Origin of the sequence: Polynucleobacter sp. UB-Tiil-W10 (genome assembly GCF_018881605.1) — a bacterium.
Classification (GTDB): Bacteria; Pseudomonadota; Gammaproteobacteria; order Burkholderiales; family Burkholderiaceae; genus Polynucleobacter.
The window spans coordinates 1,318,013-1,333,991 of record NZ_JACVPZ010000001.1 but is presented as its reverse complement, the minus strand read 5'-3'; the positions used below and the strand labels follow the sequence as shown (position 1 = coordinate 1,333,991).

Genomic DNA, 15,979 nt, shown 5'->3' with positions numbered 1-15,979 from the left:
TCATGCAACTTTTAATTAACACCTTTGCCAAGAAAAATAAATTTATTCTTGCGCTTTGTGCCTCCCTAGGAATATTTGGCTCCGCCAATCTCTCCGCCCAAACATGGCCAGATAAACCCATCAAGATGATTGTTCCATTTGCCGCAGGAGGAAGTGCAGATATCTTAGGGAGAATACTTTCTCAGGAGCTCAGCAAAAATCTCGGTCAAAATGTAATTGTTGAAAATCGGGGTGGTGCAGGTGGAAACTTGGGTGCAGAAATAGTTGCAAAGTCACCTGCTGATGGTTACACCATCCTTCTAGCTTCAGGCAGCATGATGACGGTTAACCCCTTCATTTACAAAAAAGCTTCTATTAACTATATAAAAGACTTTTCATACATCACAACTATTGCAACTGTGCCTATGGTCATCGCAGTCAGCCCAAAACTGCCAGTCAATACGCTGGCAGAACTCATTGCATTAGCAAAAACAAAAGAGCTCAACTTTGGTTCAGCAGGTATTGGCAGTCAAATACACATGGCTAATGAAAATTTTCTTTACTCTGCTGGAATTCATGCAACGCACGTGCCCTATAAAGGTGAGAACCCCGCATTAAATGATCTGATCGCAGGACAAATTGATTTTATGGCTGGAAACTTTCCTGCAACCGGAGGATTTGCAAAAGCAGGACAAGTAAAAGCACTTGCTGTTACTAGCAGCAAAAGGTTGAAACAGCTCCCTAATGTTCCCACCGTTTCTGAAGCTGCTATTCCTGGATTTGAAAATACCGGCTGGTATGCATTGGCAGTTCCGATGGGCACACCACAATCCATCATTGACAAGATTTATATTGCTACAGAAAAATCATTCAAGGCACCTTCTTTGCTTGCCAATATGGAAACCAACGGCTTGACGCCAATGATGATGAAAAGTAAAGATGTAGATGCAAAAATTCAGGCTGAGTCTATTAACTGGGAAAAAGTTATTAAGGCGCGGAATATTCCTACTCAGTAAGAGTCGATCCAGCGCGCTTGATGTAAAAAAGCCTCGCAGTGCGAGGTTTTTTATCTAACAAACAGATAAAAGAAAAGCCACCCCGAAGGATGGCTTAAAAGATTTTTTGGAGGTACTGCCTAAAGAATGAACTACGAGTTCATATTAATCCTCTAAAAACCTTCGCAATGGAACGCATGCATGTTTGAAGGCATATATGCATCAATTTGGTGCATTAGGAGTCTGGTTTTAAGGATTTGGCTTCTTAACCGCCAATGGGAGATCATTGGTGGTGGCATAGAAAACAACTAATTCCACTGGCACAGAGCCTTGATTGATGCCGTGATGCCATTTATCCACCATCTCAATGATGACTTCACCTTTTTTAAAACTGCGCTGAATACCACCCTCCTGTACTACGGTAATTTCACCATCAACAACATAGGCAGCATTAATAGCGGGATGCTTGTGAATCGGCAATGCAGTTTGCGGAGGAATAGTAAATTTCATTACTGCAATCTGAGGGGCACCTGCCAAGTAGGACGGCAAAGCACTTCCAGTCCAATCACTACCGCTACGGATTAACAAGTCGGTAACCACCCCAGGATGCTCATCATCAGCATGGGCAAAATTAAGTAATGATGCAAATAAAACAAGGCAGCCGATAAGAGACTTCATGAATTTGCAGTCTAGCGCTTTAGTGGTTTTCTTTTGCGTGATTAATTGAGTATTTTGGAATCTCAATGACTAAATCTTCTTTGGCGACAATCGCTTGGCAAGATAAGCGTGACTGTGGGTTAAGGCCCCAAGCACGGTCAAGCATATCTTCCTCATTCTCATCGGGAGGATTTAGACTTTGAAAGCCCTCTTTCACAATCACGTGACAAGTAGTGCAAGCACACACCATATCGCAAGCATGTTCAATCGGAATATCGTTCTCTAATAAAGCCTCACAAATCGAAGTGCCTGGGGCAACCTCAACAACTGCACCTTCAGGGCAATACTCACTATGCGGTAGTACAACGATTTGAGTCATGTTTCTTTTTCTATTGATGTTTAGTTTGCTTAAATCTCAGCAACATTCTTACCGGACAAAGCCTTTTGAATACTAGCGTTCATGCGTTTTTGTGCAAAGTCGTCTGTAGCCTTAGCGGCATGGTCGACAGCCTTGCGAACAACCGCGCTATCTGTTTCTTCATTTAAAATCTTTTGCAGAACTGCCATCTCTTGATCAACTTCCTTCTGCTCATCCGCACTCAGTAAAGAGCGATCACTAGCAAGGGCAGTTTGTACGGCATCGAGTAAACGCTGCGCATTAACCTGCTCTTCGCGCAATGACCTCGAAAGTAAATCCTCTTTAGCCGACGCAAAACCATCTTGCAGCATGCGAGTAATCTCTGCATCAGTTAAGCCGTATGAAGGCTTGATATCAATTGAAGCCTTCACACCAGAGCCTTGCTCGGTAGCACTGACAGAGAGTAATCCATCTGCATCGACCTGGAAAGTGACCCGAATACGAGCTGCACCTGCAGCCATTGCTGGTATGCCACGTAATTCAAACTTGCCTAAAGAGCGACAGTCGTGTGCCAACTCACGCTCACCCTGCACTACCTGTATAGCTAATGCGGTCTGACCATCTTTGAAGGTTGTGAAGTCTTGTGCCCTGGCAACAGGGATAGGCGTATTACGAGGGATGATCTTTTCTACTAAACCCCCCATGGTTTCAATACCAAGAGATAACGGAATGACGTCAAGTAGTAGCCACTCATCATCTTTGCTTTGGTTGCCTGCCAATAAGTCGGCCTGCATTGCTGCACCCAATGCAACTACTTGATCGGGATTTAAGTTATTCAATGGTTTGGTACCAAACAATTCGCCTACAGCTCGTTGCACGTTAGGCATACGGGTTGAACCACCTACCATCACTACGCCTTTAACATCTTCAGCCTTAAGGCCGGCGTCACGCAAAGCTTTTTTACAAGCCATCAAGGTCTTAGTAACTAGGTTTTGAGTTATTTCAAAGAGCTGCGCTTGACTAACTCCAACATTCACTACCGTACCATCTGCGAGAGTCTCATGCACTCGTGCCAAAGGGTTGTGACTCAATAACTCTTTAGCGTGTTTACACGCCTGCAAGAGTGTTCGATGATCATGAATCGATAATGGTGGAAGCTTGGCTTGTTCAATCACCCAGCAATACAAACGATGATCAAAGTCATCGCCACCAAGAGCAGAGTCACCACCAGTAGAAAGCACTTCGAAGACACCTCTACTCATTCGCAGAATGGAGATATCGAAGGTACCGCCGCCTAAGTCATATACGGCATAGACGCCTTCAGAGGCATTATCTAATCCGTAGGCAATAGCAGCAGCAGTAGGCTCATTCAATAAGCGCAGCACTTCAATACCTGCTAACTTGGCAGCATCTTTTGTTGCTTGACGTTGTGCATCATCAAAATAAGCTGGGACAGTAATTACTGCACCCACGATTTCATCGGAAACGGAGTCTTCAGCTAATTGACGTAAACGTGCCAAGATTTCTGCTGAGACTTCAATTGGACTCTTATCCCCAGCAACCGTTCTGAGCTTAAGCATTCCAGGCTGATCGACAAAGTCGTAAGGAGCGCTTTCAATATTTTCTACATCCAGTAAGCCACGGCCCATGAAACGCTTTACGGAAACAATGGTGTTCTTTGGGTCAATCACAGCGCTCTCAAGCGCCTCGAAGCCAGCTTGGGTTCTGCCATTTGGCAAATAACGAATTACAGAAGGAAGTAGCTCGCGCCCTTGGGCATCCGGCAAGACCTTAGGCAAGGCATCACGTACGATAGCCACTAAAGAATTGGTGGTTCCCAAATCAATACCTACAGCAATACGGCGCTGATGAGGCGCAAGTGATTTACCGGGTTCAGAGATTTGTAATAAGGCCATAAGTGATGAGTTTAGCTTGAGTAAGGGCTAGATTAAAGTTGAAATGGTGTCATCAAGCTCAACTGCAAACTTATCAATAAAGAGTAAACCACGAAGCAGCTCAGCGGCACGTAAATAGTTCTTGGCGCCATCGATTGCCTGAGCAATTTCTGCCAACGTATCTTGCTTAGACTCTTCAACTTCAGTCATTAAATCATCTAGAGCAGACAAATCTTCGGCTTGCTCATCTAAACTTTCACGCCATTCCATCTGCTTCATCAGAAAGGCAGCAGGCATCGCAGTATTCGTTTCCAGCTTGGCATCAACGCCATGAAGCTGGCAAATATAGAGGCCACGTTGAATAGGATTCTTCAGGGTCTGCAAAGCGGTATTGGCAAAGGTTGCCATTTGCATAGCAAGACGCTTCTCTGCATCGCTTCCACGTGCATGGCGATCAGGGTGCACTTCCTTCTGAATCGCAAGGTATGCCTGCTCTAGAGCAGGCAAATCGATATTGAATTGCTGATTTAAACCAAAGAAGCGAAAGTAATTGTCAGACGCGGAAGGATTCGCCACAACCACACTCATCTTTTACGTTTGGATTCTGAAACTTAAATCCTTCGTTCAAACCCTCGCGCACAAAGTCTAGCTCTGTACCATCTAAGTAAGCCAAACTTTTTGGATCTATAAATACCTTAATGCCATTGGACTCAAAGACTTGGTCTTCGGCTGCAGGCTCATCCACATATTCAAGTTGATACGCCAAACCAGAGCAACCTGTTGTGCGAACGCCCAAGCGCAAGCCACAACCCTTGCCGCGCTTTTCTAGGTTGCGGTTTACGTGTGCAGCTGCTTTATCAGTTAAGGTAATTGCCATAGTGTTGACTTCGTTTTTTCGTTCTTTATTTCGGCTTTTATGTCGTTGGATGCTTTTCTTTGTAATCCGCTACCGCCGCCTTAATAGCATCTTCCGCCAAGATAGAGCAGTGGATTTTTACTGGGGGCAAAGCCAACTCCTCAGCAATCAATGAATTCTTGATCTCAAGCGCTTGATCCAAAGTCTTGCCCTTGACCCATTCAGTCACTAGGGATGATGAAGCAATCGCAGAGCCACAACCATAGGTCTTAAATTTAGCGTCTTCGATCACACCTTGATCGTTTACACGAATCTGCAACTTCATGACGTCACCGCAAGCTGGCGCGCCAACCATGCCGGTACCTACGCTGTCATCACCCTTTTCGAATGAACCAACGTTACGGGGATTTTCGTAGTGGTCGATGACCTTTTCGCTATATGCCATGATATTTCCTCTTTAATCTTCTATATCTTTTTAGTGTGCTGCCCATTGAATCGTGCTGATGTCGATTCCGTCCTTATACATCTCCCAAAGCGGAGATAACTCACGCAACTTGGCAATCTTTTCTTTCACCAGCTTGATAGTGAAATCTACTTCTTCTTCAGTCGTAAAGCGACCCAAAGTAAAACGAATCGAGCTATGCGCCAATTCATCATTGCGGCCTAAGGCACGCAATACATAAGAAGGTTCTAAAGAAGCAGAAGTACAGGCCGAACCAGAAGAGATCGCCAAATCTTTCAAGGCCATCAACATAGATTCGCCTTCAACATAGTTAAAGCTTATGTTCAGGTTGTGCGGAACACGATTGTCCATATCACCGTTGACATAAACCTCTTCAATATCCTTCAAGCCATTTAACAAGCGATCACGCAAAGCCCGGATACGTTTATTTTCTTCTGCCATCTCGATACGGGCAATACGGAATGCCTCGCCCAAACCTACGATCTGGTGAACGGCAAGAGTTCCCGAACGCATACCGCGCTCATGACCACCACCATGAATCTGAGCCTCAATGCGAATACGGGGCTTACGACGCACAAACAAAGCACCAATACCTTTTGGGCCGTAACTCTTGTGAGCAGAAAAACTCATTAAATCAACTTTGATCTTTTCGAGATCAATTTCTACCTTACCCGTTGCCTGGGCTGCATCCACATGCAAAATCACACCGCGTGAACGGCACAAGTCGCCAATTGCAGGAATGTCTTGCACTACGCCGATTTCATTATTGACATACATGACTGAAGCCAAAATCGTACCGGGCTTCATCGCAGCTTCAAGCTGTGCAAAATCAATCAGGCCATTCGGCAACACATCTAAATAAGTGACTTCATAGCCTTCGCGCTCGAGCTCACGACAAGTATCTAAAGTGGCTTTGTGTTCGGTCTTAACAGTGATGATGTGATTGCCACGATCTTTATAGAAGTGTGCAGCACCTTTCAAGGCCAAGTTAATACTTTCAGTAGCACCACTGGTAAATACGATCTCTCTTGGATCAGCATGCACTAATTGAGCAACCTCAGAACGCGCCCACTCAACCGCCTCTTCTGCAGCCCAGCCATAAGCATGACTCCGTGAAGCGGCGTTACCAAACTGCTCACGCAAATATGGCAACATTTTGTCAACTACGCGAGGATCAATCGGCGTTGTAGCCGAGTAGTCCATATACACCGGAAAGTGTTCAGGACTAAACATTGGAACCGGTTGTTGCGGCAAAGCTTGTGGTGCGTTCATGGTTTATTTATCGGTAGGTAATACTGTTATTAACTTTGTCGGGCCAAATTGAATACGGAATTAATCAATGGTGCCTTAGGGGCAACTTCTTTTTTAGCTGCAAGCGCTGGAGCAGTTTTCTCTGCCTTGGCACTTTCAACTTTAATTTTCTTTTGTTGACGCATATCTTGAATCACAATGCCGCGCCCCTCTTGCTGATGAACTAAATCTTTTAAGCTCACCGAGCTGAGGTACTCAACCATTTTGGAATTCAGGTTGCTCCAGAGATCATGCGTCATACAACGACCATGATTCTCATCATCCGTATGACAGTTGCCTTTACCGCCACACTGGGTTGCATCGAGAGGCTCATCGACTGCAATAATAATATCGGCCACGCTCACCTCGGAGGATGGACGCGCTAGGGTGTAACCACCACCAGGACCGCGTGTACTTTCCACGATATTGAAGCGGCGCAACTTGCCGAACAATTGCTCGAGATAGGAAAGGGAAATCTTCTGTCTTTGGCTAATTCCAGCCAAAGTTACGGGACCATGCGTTTCACGCAGGGCTAAATCAATCATTGCGGTTACTGCAAAACGACCTTTGGTTGTAAGTCTCATATGTCACCTTGGTAATGGATTGTTATGGACAGCTAACAGTCGGGCGGGTAATACCCGACCATTCCACTCAACTTTAACATATACCCTAGAAATTTGCTCAGGCATTATCCCAAAAAACCTTAAAGCAAGCCAGGAATTAGCCAATCGAACCTTTAGACTGAATCCCTAGATCTCGCCCCAAAAGCCATTTCTTTCACCTTAGTTAGCCTATCCCGGGTGCTGGCGGCCTTTTCAAACTCCAAATTCTTAGCTTCAGCGTTCATTTGCTTCTCCAGACGCTTAATTTCAGTTGCCAGGTCCTTCTCGCCCATATCCTCATAGCGAGCCCGCTCCTGCTCAACCTGCATCTCCTGACGCTTCTCTTTGACGTCATAGACACCATCAATAATGTCCTTGATGCGCTTTTTGACCCCCTTAGGCTCAATCCCATGAAGTTTATTAAAGGCAATTTGCTTGGTGCGGCGCCTTTCAGTCTCACCCATAGCGCGTTTCATGGAGTCAGTAACTCTGTCGGCATACAAGATGGCTTTGCCTCGCACGTTGCGAGCAGCACGGCCAATGGTCTGAATCAAGCTGCGTTCTGAACGCAAGAAGCCCTCTTTATCAGCATCCAAAATGGCAACCAATGACACTTCAGGAATGTCCAATCCTTCGCGCAATAAATTAATACCAACTAGTACGTCGAAGACACCCAAACGTAAGTCGCGCAAAATTTCTACGCGCTCCACAGTATCAATATCAGAGTGAACATAGCGCACCTTTACACCATTATCCGAAAGATAATCGGTTAATTGCTCAGCCATTCTTTTCGTCAATACGGTAACTAGAACTCGCTCATGTACTTTGACGCGTGCATGAATTTGATCGAGCAAATCATCTACCTGCGTACTTGCTGGCAAGACTTCAATTTCTGGATCAACCAATCCCGTTGGTCTTGCAACCTGCTCAACTACTTGTCCTTGATGCGCCTTCTCATAATCAGCAGGTGTTGCAGAAACAAAAATGGTTTGACGCATCTTGGTTTCAAACTCGGTAAATTTGAGGGGGCGGTTATCCATTGCTGATGGCAAGCGGAAACCAAATTCAACCAAAGTATGTTTACGAGATTTATCACCGTTGTACATAGCGTTGAGCTGTCCAATCAGCACATGGCTCTCATCTAGGAACATCAAAGCATCGTTCGGCAGGTAATCCACCAGCGTCGGCGGGGCATCGCCAGGTGCTGCCCCTGAAAGGTGACGGGAGTAGTTCTCGATCCCTTTACAAAAACCTAATTCGTTAAGCATCTCTAAATCAAAACGGGTCCGTTGCTCAAGGCGTTGTGCCTCAACTAGCTTTCCATCCTTAACAAACTCATCTAAACGAGTGCGCAACTCTATCTTGATAGTTTCAATCGCTTTCAAGACTGTATCGCGTGGTGTTACGTAATGCGAACTTGGGTACACAGTAAAGCGTGGAATCTTTTGACGAATCTTTCCAGTGAGAGGATCAAAGAATTGCAAACTCTCAATCACATCATCAAATAGCTCAACACGCACCGCAAGTTCATTATGTTCAGCAGGGAAAATATCAATCGTGTCACCGCGCACTCTAAATACGCCACGCTTGAAATCCGTTTCATTGCGGTCGTATTGCATAGCAATGAGGCGCATCAAAATATCACGCTGACTCATCTTGTCACCCGGGCGTAATGTCATGACCATGCTGTGATAGTCGCCAGGATTACCAATGCCATAAATTGCAGATACGGTTGCAACGATGATGACATCGCGACGCTCTAACAAGCTTTTCGTTGCAGACAAACGCATCTGTTCAATGTGTTCGTTAATCGAGGAATCTTTTTCAATGAAGAGGTCCCGTTGAGGAACATAGGCCTCTGGCTGGTAATAGTCGTAGTAGCTAACGAAGTACTCAACCGCGTTTTTCGGGAAAAACTCCCTAAATTCGCTATACAGCTGAGCTGCCAAAGTCTTATTGGGGGCAAAAATAATGGCTGGACGACCTGTTCTAGCGATGACATTGGCCATCGTGAAGGTCTTTCCGGACCCCGTAACCCCCAAGAGCGTCTGAAAGGTCAATCCGTCCTCAATCCCCTCAACCAGGGCATCAATAGCCTGTGGTTGGTCTCCCGCAGGCGGAAATGGCTGGTAGAGGTGATAAGGAGAGTCTGGGAAGGTAACAAATTTAGCCGGATCCAGGTCGTGACCAGCTTCACCCAAGGGATCTGCCGCGGGGCTCGTATTCACTACTTTTACTTCAGAATTTAAACCAGTTTTAGGCAACTTAGGAGGCATCTCGGCTATCATTTCACCTGTGAGATTTCTTCACGGAGAATTTTGTACAAACAATGATTTTGCCGTTTTTCTTAGGAAATAGTTGATTCTGGCTTCAAAAACCGACAATTAAACTGAAATTAACGTCAATTACGCACAAAACTGCCCCTAAACCCCCTTTAACCACCACTTTCGACCTCAAATGACCCTGTTTGCCTCCGTCCAATTAGCCCCTAAAGATCCTATTTTTGGCCTCACAGAAGCCTACGTTGCCGACCAGCGCGCTGACAAAGTGAACTTAGGTGTGGGTGTTTATTACACAGACGAAGGCAAGGTTCCTCTTTTGAAGGCGGTTATCAAAGCTGAAGAGGCGATTGTTGCAAAGCATTCACCACGTAGCTACATCCCAATCGAAGGTCCAAATCCTTACAACAGTGCAGTGCAAAACCTCTTGTTTGGCGCTGACTCTGAATTAATTAAAGATGGTCGCGTTGTTACTGCTGAGTGCCTGGGTGGAACTGGCGCTTTGCGCGTTGGTGCCGACTTTATTAAGCGCCTTAATGTAAATGCACCATGCGCAATCAGCAACCCAACTTGGGAAAATCACCGCGGCATTTTTGAATCCGCTGGATTTGAAGTTGTTGAGTACACCTACTTCGATGGTAAAACTCGTGGCGTAGATTTTGATGGCATGGTGAAGTCCCTAGAGTCTTTCCCAAAGAACACAACAGTGCTCCTGCATGCATGCTGTCATAACCCAACTGGTGCAGATATTACAGAAGCGCAATGGCATCAAGTGATTGAGATCTGCAAGAACAAAGGCTTGATCCCTTTCTTGGATATGGCATACCAAGGATTTGCCGCTGGGATAGAGCAAGATGGCATCGCGGTGCGCCTGTTTGCCCAATCCGGTATGTCTTTCTTTGTTTCTAGCTCTTTTTCAAAATCATTCTCGCTCTATGGTGAGCGTGTTGGTGCCTTGTCTATCGTGACACAAAGCAAGGATGAATCCACTCGCGTGCTTTCACAATTAAAACGCGTGATTCGCACTAACTATTCCAATCCCCCAACTCACGGAGCCGCTATCGCAGCTGCCGTTTTAAATTCACCAGAATTACGTAAGCTCTGGGAAGATGAGTTGGCAGAGATGCGTGATCGCATTAAAGCAATGCGTCAGGGTCTCGTTGAAAAACTCGCTGCTGCTGGTGTGAAGCAAGACTTCGCTTTCATCGAGCAACAACGTGGAATGTTTTCTTACTCAGGTTTAACAGCTGAGCAAGTTGAGCGCTTGCAGAAAGAGGATGGCATTTATGCCCTTTCTACTGGTCGCATTTGTGTTGCAGCCCTCAATACTAAAAATATTGATAAGGTAGCAAAAGCAATCGCCCGCGTATTGGCTTAATAAAGCGTAATAAGCGGATACACTGAATTACCGGAGGCACCATGCTATATCAGTTACACGAATTTCAAAAAGCCTTACTTCAACCAGTGAGTTCATGGGCACGCGCTGCCTCTGAAGCTTTTATTAACGCTTCTAATCCTGCCTCTAAGGTTCCAGGATCAGATCGATTGGCTGCCAGTTATGAACTACTCTACCGTTTAGGCAAAAATTACAAAAAACCAGAATTTGGTATTCGTTCAGTCCAGGCCTATGGCAAAGAAGTTGCCATTCATGAAAGAACTGCCGTAGCAAAACCTTTTTGCAATTTGGTTCGTTTTAAGCGCTTTTCTGATGATGTCGAAGTCATCAAAAAACTCAAGGAAGATCCTGTAGTTTTAGTGGTAGCCCCTTTATCAGGTCACCACTCCACCCTATTGCGTGACACTGTTCGCACTCTCTTGCAAGATCACAAGGTTTACATCACTGACTGGATTGATGCACGTCTAGTTCCCGTTGAGGATGGTGAATTTGGTCTTGACGACTACGTACACTACATTCAAGAATTCATTCGCGCTATCGGCGCAAAAGATTTGCATGTAATTTCTGTTTGCCAACCAACTGTTCCAACCTTAGGGGCAATCTCCTTGATGGCATCTTCTGGCGAAGCGACTCCAGCATCAATGATCATGATGGGCGGACCGATTGATGCACGTAAGTCACCAACTGCGGTTAACAACCTAGCAGATCAGAAGTCTTATGAGTGGTTTGAGAGTCATGTAATTTACAACGTACCTCCTAACTATCCAGGCGCCGGTCGTCGCGTATATCCAGGCTTCTTGCAGCACACTGGCTTCATTGCCATGAACCCACAGAATCACTTGCAGTCTCACTGGGATTACTTCCAGAATTTAGTACGCGGTGACGAGCAGGATGCCGAATCTCATATTCGCTTCTACGACGAGTACAACGCGGTATTGGATTTAGATTCCAAGTTCTACCTAGACACTATCAAGACTGTTTTCCAAGACTATGCATTGCCAAATGGCACTTGGAAAGTTGCAGGTGAACTAGTCAAACCACAAGATATTAAAAAGACTGCCCTTCTAACTATTGAAGGTGAACTTGACGATATCTCCGGAAGCGGTCAAACACGTTCAGCACATGGTTTGTGTGCAGGTATTCCAAAAGATAACAAAGATCACTACGAAGTTGCTGGTGCTGGTCACTACGGCATCTTTGCTGGTCGTCGTTGGCGTGAGAAGGTTTATCCAAAAATTAAAGCGTTTATTCGTGAGCATCAGAATACGAAGAAAACAGCTACTCGGACTACCAAGTCTGCGTAAATTAAGGGCTCTTCGGAGCCTTTAATTTTAAGAAGATCACCGCAAGCAATTTCCATGAGCCAAACAAATACACTCATCGATCAACTTGAGGATATTCTTCCGCAAACACAATGCACTAAGTGTGGCTACCCAGATTGCCGTGGATATGCAGAAGCAATGGCCAGTGGTGAAGCTCTACCAAATCGCTGCCCTCCTGGAGGCGTGGTAGGTATTGAACGTCTAAGTAGGGTGCTAATACCGATTTATCCACAAGATGCATTTGATCTTCACCCCACAATCGATCCAGATTGCGGCCTAGAGCGTCCTAGGTCAGTCGCATTTATCGATCCCCAAAAGTGCATAGGCTGCACGCTATGTATTCAGGCATGCCCTGTTGATGCAATTGTTGGCGCTTCCAAACAAATGCATGTAGTTTTGACCGAGTGGTGCACTGGTTGCGATCTCTGCATTCCACCATGTCCAGTCGACTGCATCAGCATGATTGATGTCACCGGACATCAAACTGGTTGGGATGCTTGGTCCCAAGAGCTTGCGGATGTTTCTCGTAAGCGTTATCACGATCGCGAGCAGCGTCTTGATAGAGAGCAGAAAGATAACAATGATCGTTTAGCTAAAAAGGCTGAGGCAAAATTATCTACGGTCAATGCAGAAAGCCCATCTTCCGCGAATGAACTGCAAGAGCAAGAGCGTAAACGCGCCATTATTGCAGCAGCCATTGCACGAGCCCAGCAAAAGAAATGATGAATGTAGAAAAGCGTCGGGCTTTTTTTGAGCAACTCAAAGCGAATAACCCCAAACCAGAAACTGAGTTGGAATACAGCTCACCATTTGAGCTATTAATTGCAGTATTGCTATCAGCGCAAGCAACCGATGTATCGGTTAACAAGGGAACACGCAAACTCTACAAGGTAGCCAATACCCCGCAGGCTCTTTTAGCTCTTGGTGAAGCAGGCGTCAGACCTTATATTCAGCATATTGGTTTATTTAACTCCAAGGGCAAACATATTCAAGAGGCCTGTCGACTTCTTCTTGAAAAACATAGTGGTGAAGTACCACAAACCCGTGAAGAATTGGAAGCCCTGCCAGGTGTTGGCAGAAAAACAGCGAACGTTATTTTGAACACTGCATTTGGGCAACCCACTATCGCCGTTGATACCCATATCTTTAGAGTCTCGAACCGTACGGGCCTAGCGCCCGGCAAAGATGTTGTGAAAGTGGAAGAGCAATTACTGAAGCGCGTACCTAAGGAATATTTATTAGATGCTCATCACTGGCTTATTCTGCACGGCCGATATACTTGTAAAGCACGAAACCCAGATTGTGCACAATGCATAGTGGAGCCACTATGCGGCTTTAAACAAAAAACTGGCAAAGGAAAAGTGCGTGGCGATATTTAATCCAACTCGTGAAGAAGTGCGTCGCTTTTTCTGTGACACCTGGAAAAAGAAAACTGAAAACCACATACTGGATCCAATGGAAACGCTTGCGAGCGATTGGATGGTTGAGCATCCTGAATATCACGAGTTACTTGCCGATCCAGAAGGCGCCCTAGGACAGGATTACACACCAGAACGCGGTGAAACCAATCCATTCCTACACCTATCAATGCATCTGTCTATTAGTGAACAAATATCCATTAACCAGCCCCCAGGCATCAAAGAAATTGCGGACAAGCTCTCACAAAAGCTAGGCTCAATGCATGATGCTCAGCATGTGATGATGGAATGCCTGGGTCAAGTAATGTGGGAGGCGCAACGTGAAGGTCAGCCCCTCAATCCAGAGAAGTATTTAGAGGCTCTTAAAAAGCTAGCTTAAGCAAGAGTAGCAATAGCAGCCCTAATTGCGGCTGGTAACTGCTGAGCCTTTTGCTTTCTAGATTCTATGATTGATATTGGAGTATCTTGAGTCTTGCTAGACCAAGCAGAACCGGGAAAGAAAGCATCATCCTTAAATCTTGGGATGACATGCCAATGAATATGGGGAACCATATTGCCCAGGGCAGCAATATTGACCTTATCGGGGTGCATGACGTGACGCATAGCCTCTTCTACAGCAAATATCAAAGTCATTAAGTGCTCACGCTCACTGTAGGTGAGATCGGTCATCTCGGCCACATGGCGATTCCAAATCACTCGGCAGAAACCAGGCAGATCAGGATCATTCACTAGGACGACTCGACAGTCATCTCCACGCCAAATAACTTCCCCTTCTTCGGGCTTGAGCTCGTCTTTACAAAGTACGCAATTGGTCATGGAAAGAATGTAAACGAAAACGGCACCTAAGTCACCCTTGTGGGGTCATTTAGGTGCCGCGGTAGTATTGGCGCATTATTACTACGCTGCTTACTACGTACTACTTAGGGATTCTTAGTGGAACTGCTCTTCTTCAGTGGAACCGGTCAATGCTGTTACGGAAGACTTGCCACCTTGAATAACGGTAGTGACATCATCGAAGTAACCAGTACCAACTTCTTGCTGATGTGAAACGAATGTGTAACCACGGTCACGAGCAGCAAATTCTGGCTCTTGTACTTTCTCGATATATGCAGTCATGCCACGCTGCATGTAGTCTTGAGCCAAGTCGAACATGTTGTACCACATAGAGTGGATGCCAGCCAATGTGATGAACTGATACTTGTAACCCATTGCACCTAATTCACGTTGGAATTTAGCAATTGTTGCGTCGTCCAAGTTTTTCTTCCAGTTGAAGGATGGTGAGCAGTTGTAAGCCAACATCTTGCCTGGGAACTTTGCACGAATTGCTTCAGCGAACTGACGCGCAAACTCAAGGTCAGGCGTACCAGTTTCACACCAAACCATGTCAGCGTAAGCAGCGTATGCCAAACCACGGGAGATCGCTTGATCTAAACCTTTGCGTGTTTTGTAGAAACCTTCAGGTGTCCGCTCGCCAGTCAAGAATGGCTTGTCGTTTGCATCGTAATCAGATGTCAATAAATCAGCAGCTTCTGCATCAGTACGAGCCAAAATGATGGTAGAAACGCCCATGACGTCAGCAGCTAAACGTGCAGAAATCAACTTCTGTACAGACTCAGCAGTAGGTAACAATACCTTGCCACCCAAGTGACCGCACTTCTTAACGGAAGACAGTTGATCTTCGAAGTGAACGCCTGCAGCGCCCTGCTTGATCAATGCCTTGCTTAATTCAAATGCATTCAATACACCACCGAAACCAGCTTCAGCATCAGCAACGATTGGCGCAAAATATTCAATATAACCAGCATCGCCTTTGTTGATACCTTTGGCTGTTTGAATTTCATCAGCACGTTGGAATGAGTTATTGATACGCTCAACCATCTTAGGAACTGAATCTACTGGATATAAAGATTGATCTGGATACATCGCTGCGTAAGAATTTCCGTCAGCAGCAACTTGCCAACCTGACAAGTAAATTGCTTGTACGCCAGCTTTAACTTGTTGCATTGCTTGACCGCCAGTCAAAGCACCTAAACAGTTAACGTAAGCTTCATTGTTTACCAATTCCCAAAGACGCTCGGCACCATGCTTAGCCAAAGTGTGCTCAATCTTCAATGAGCCACGGAGGCGAACTACATCCTCAGCGGTGTAACCACGTGTAATACCTTTCCAGCGTGGATTGGTATCCCAGTCTTTTTGTAATGCTGCGATTTCTGCTTTGCGATCTGCCATGTTTTTCTCCCTAAGTTAAACAAGTACTTCAAAATTTGAGGACCTTTAAGACCCATTCAAGTCTTATGTCTTATATAAGAGTTTAGACAGTTCAAAAAAGCAAGCAAGAGGAATTTGAACTATTTTTAAAAATATTTAGTTATTTAAATTCAATAACTTATATTTATATTTTTACAATGTGGAATGCCTATCCACTGCTTGGAATGAAAAGGCTAGCCGCACACTGCAGCGCATTTTACG

17 protein-coding genes are annotated in these 15,979 nt (G+C 45.4%); 6 read left to right on the top strand and 11 right to left on the bottom strand.

Going from position 1 to position 15,979, the window contains the following annotated elements:
• Positions 1-2 precede the first annotated feature (2 nt).
• The gene (locus tag ICN33_RS06900; RefSeq protein ID WP_216195660.1) at positions 3-995 is read left to right on the top strand and encodes a tripartite tricarboxylate transporter substrate binding protein; all 993 of its coding nucleotides are present in this window, start codon (positions 3-5) and stop codon (positions 993-995) included.
• A gap of 228 nt (positions 996-1,223) precedes the next feature.
• On the opposite strand, the gene ICN33_RS06895 is transcribed toward ICN33_RS06900, so the two are convergent.
• The 9 genes from ICN33_RS06895 to uvrB all read right to left on the bottom strand — a co-directional run bounded on the left by ICN33_RS06895 (position 1,224) and on the right by uvrB (position 9,383).
• Positions 1,224-1,652: a cupin domain-containing protein gene (locus tag ICN33_RS06895; RefSeq protein ID WP_216195658.1), complete on the bottom strand. Its 429-nt coding sequence runs from the start codon at positions 1,650-1,652 to the stop codon at positions 1,224-1,226.
• A gap of 19 nt (positions 1,653-1,671) precedes the next feature.
• On the bottom strand, positions 1,672-2,010 hold the full coding sequence (fdx, locus tag ICN33_RS06890; RefSeq protein ID WP_215283916.1) for an ISC system 2Fe-2S type ferredoxin: 339 nt from the start codon (positions 2,008-2,010) through the stop codon (positions 1,672-1,674).
• Between the two features lie 29 nt (positions 2,011-2,039).
• Positions 2,040-3,905 carry a Fe-S protein assembly chaperone HscA gene (gene hscA, locus ICN33_RS06885; protein WP_216195655.1) on the bottom strand — a complete coding sequence of 622 codons (1,866 nt, stop codon included), beginning with the start codon at positions 3,903-3,905 and terminating at the stop codon, positions 2,040-2,042.
• Between the two features lie 27 nt (positions 3,906-3,932).
• Entirely contained in the window at positions 3,933-4,472 is a 540-nt protein-coding gene (gene hscB / locus ICN33_RS06880) for a Fe-S protein assembly co-chaperone HscB (RefSeq protein WP_216195653.1), read from the bottom strand.
• Positions 4,438-4,761, bottom strand: a complete 324-nt coding sequence (iscA, locus tag ICN33_RS06875; protein WP_215359479.1) for an iron-sulfur cluster assembly protein IscA — start codon at positions 4,759-4,761, stop codon at positions 4,438-4,440. Before iscA ends, hscB begins: the two co-directional genes overlap by 35 nt.
• 37 nt (positions 4,762-4,798) lie before the next feature.
• On the bottom strand, positions 4,799-5,185 hold the full coding sequence (gene iscU / locus ICN33_RS06870) for a Fe-S cluster assembly scaffold IscU (RefSeq protein ID WP_216195651.1): 387 nt from the start codon (positions 5,183-5,185) through the stop codon (positions 4,799-4,801).
• A gap of 30 nt (positions 5,186-5,215) precedes the next feature.
• Complete coding sequence (locus ICN33_RS06865) at positions 5,216-6,475, bottom strand: IscS subfamily cysteine desulfurase (RefSeq protein WP_216151814.1); 1,260 nt, start codon at positions 6,473-6,475, stop codon at positions 5,216-5,218.
• A 29-nt stretch (positions 6,476-6,504) separates the two neighbouring features.
• The gene (locus ICN33_RS06860; RefSeq protein ID WP_216195650.1) at positions 6,505-7,077 is read right to left on the bottom strand and encodes a Fe-S cluster assembly transcription factor; all 573 of its coding nucleotides are present in this window, start codon (positions 7,075-7,077) and stop codon (positions 6,505-6,507) included.
• Positions 7,078-7,229: 152 nt separating this feature from the next.
• Complete coding sequence (gene uvrB, locus ICN33_RS06855) at positions 7,230-9,383, bottom strand: excinuclease ABC subunit UvrB (RefSeq protein ID WP_255530688.1); 2,154 nt, start codon at positions 9,381-9,383, stop codon at positions 7,230-7,232.
• Between the two features lie 169 nt (positions 9,384-9,552).
• Between uvrB and ICN33_RS06850 the strand changes: the two genes are divergently transcribed.
• The 5 genes from ICN33_RS06850 to ICN33_RS06830 are packed head-to-tail and all read left to right on the top strand — an operon-like array spanning position 9,553 to position 13,889.
• Positions 9,553-10,752, top strand: a complete 1,200-nt coding sequence (locus tag ICN33_RS06850; protein WP_216195648.1) for an amino acid aminotransferase — start codon at positions 9,553-9,555, stop codon at positions 10,750-10,752.
• A 41-nt stretch (positions 10,753-10,793) separates the two neighbouring features.
• Positions 10,794-12,074 (top strand): polyhydroxyalkanoate depolymerase, encoded by a 1,281-nt coding sequence (locus tag ICN33_RS06845; protein WP_216195645.1) that lies wholly within the window; start codon positions 10,794-10,796, stop codon positions 12,072-12,074.
• Between the two features lie 54 nt (positions 12,075-12,128).
• Positions 12,129-12,815, top strand: a complete 687-nt coding sequence (gene rsxB, locus ICN33_RS06840) for an electron transport complex subunit RsxB (protein ID WP_216195643.1) — start codon at positions 12,129-12,131, stop codon at positions 12,813-12,815.
• Positions 12,815-13,471, top strand: a complete 657-nt coding sequence (gene nth / locus ICN33_RS06835) for an endonuclease III (RefSeq protein ID WP_216196581.1) — start codon at positions 12,815-12,817, stop codon at positions 13,469-13,471. Before rsxB ends, nth begins: the two co-directional genes overlap by 1 nt.
• Complete coding sequence (locus ICN33_RS06830; RefSeq protein WP_216196582.1) at positions 13,464-13,889, top strand: DUF1841 family protein; 426 nt, start codon at positions 13,464-13,466, stop codon at positions 13,887-13,889. The genes nth and ICN33_RS06830 overlap by 8 nt, the downstream gene beginning before the upstream one ends.
• On the opposite strand, the gene ICN33_RS06825 is transcribed toward ICN33_RS06830, so the two are convergent.
• Complete coding sequence (locus tag ICN33_RS06825; RefSeq protein WP_216195641.1) at positions 13,886-14,326, bottom strand: HIT family protein; 441 nt, start codon at positions 14,324-14,326, stop codon at positions 13,886-13,888. The genes ICN33_RS06830 and ICN33_RS06825 overlap by 4 nt on opposite strands.
• Positions 14,327-14,440: 114 nt before the next feature.
• Positions 14,441-15,739, bottom strand: a complete 1,299-nt coding sequence (gene aceA, locus ICN33_RS06820; RefSeq protein ID WP_072583092.1) for an isocitrate lyase — start codon at positions 15,737-15,739, stop codon at positions 14,441-14,443.
• Positions 15,740-15,979: the final 240 nt, after the last annotated feature.

Coding starts and splice junctions, on each gene's coding strand:
- ICN33_RS06900 (WP_216195660.1), top strand. CDS start 3: ATGCAACTTTTAATTAACACCTTTGCCAAGAAAAATAAATTTATTCTT.
- ICN33_RS06895 (WP_216195658.1), bottom strand. CDS start 1,652: ATGAAGTCTCTTATCGGCTGCCTTGTTTTATTTGCATCATTACTTAAT.
- fdx (WP_215283916.1), bottom strand. CDS start 2,010: ATGACTCAAATCGTTGTACTACCGCATAGTGAGTATTGCCCTGAAGGT.
- hscA (WP_216195655.1), bottom strand. CDS start 3,905: ATGGCCTTATTACAAATCTCTGAACCCGGTAAATCACTTGCGCCTCAT.
- hscB (WP_216195653.1), bottom strand. CDS start 4,472: ATGAGTGTGGTTGTGGCGAATCCTTCCGCGTCTGACAATTACTTTCGC.
- iscA (WP_215359479.1), bottom strand. CDS start 4,761: ATGGCAATTACCTTAACTGATAAAGCAGCTGCACACGTAAACCGCAAC.
- iscU (WP_216195651.1), bottom strand. CDS start 5,185: ATGGCATATAGCGAAAAGGTCATCGACCACTACGAAAATCCCCGTAAC.
- ICN33_RS06865 (WP_216151814.1), bottom strand. CDS start 6,475: ATGAACGCACCACAAGCTTTGCCGCAACAACCGGTTCCAATGTTTAGT.
- ICN33_RS06860 (WP_216195650.1), bottom strand. CDS start 7,077: ATGAGACTTACAACCAAAGGTCGTTTTGCAGTAACCGCAATGATTGAT.
- uvrB (WP_255530688.1), bottom strand. CDS start 9,383: ATGATAGCCGAGATGCCTCCTAAGTTGCCTAAAACTGGTTTAAATTCT.
- ICN33_RS06850 (WP_216195648.1), top strand. CDS start 9,553: ATGACCCTGTTTGCCTCCGTCCAATTAGCCCCTAAAGATCCTATTTTT.
- ICN33_RS06845 (WP_216195645.1), top strand. CDS start 10,794: ATGCTATATCAGTTACACGAATTTCAAAAAGCCTTACTTCAACCAGTG.
- rsxB (WP_216195643.1), top strand. CDS start 12,129: ATGAGCCAAACAAATACACTCATCGATCAACTTGAGGATATTCTTCCG.
- nth (WP_216196581.1), top strand. CDS start 12,815: ATGAATGTAGAAAAGCGTCGGGCTTTTTTTGAGCAACTCAAAGCGAAT.
- ICN33_RS06825 (WP_216195641.1), bottom strand. CDS start 14,326: ATGACCAATTGCGTACTTTGTAAAGACGAGCTCAAGCCCGAAGAAGGG.
- aceA (WP_072583092.1), bottom strand. CDS start 15,739: ATGGCAGATCGCAAAGCAGAAATCGCAGCATTACAAAAAGACTGGGAT.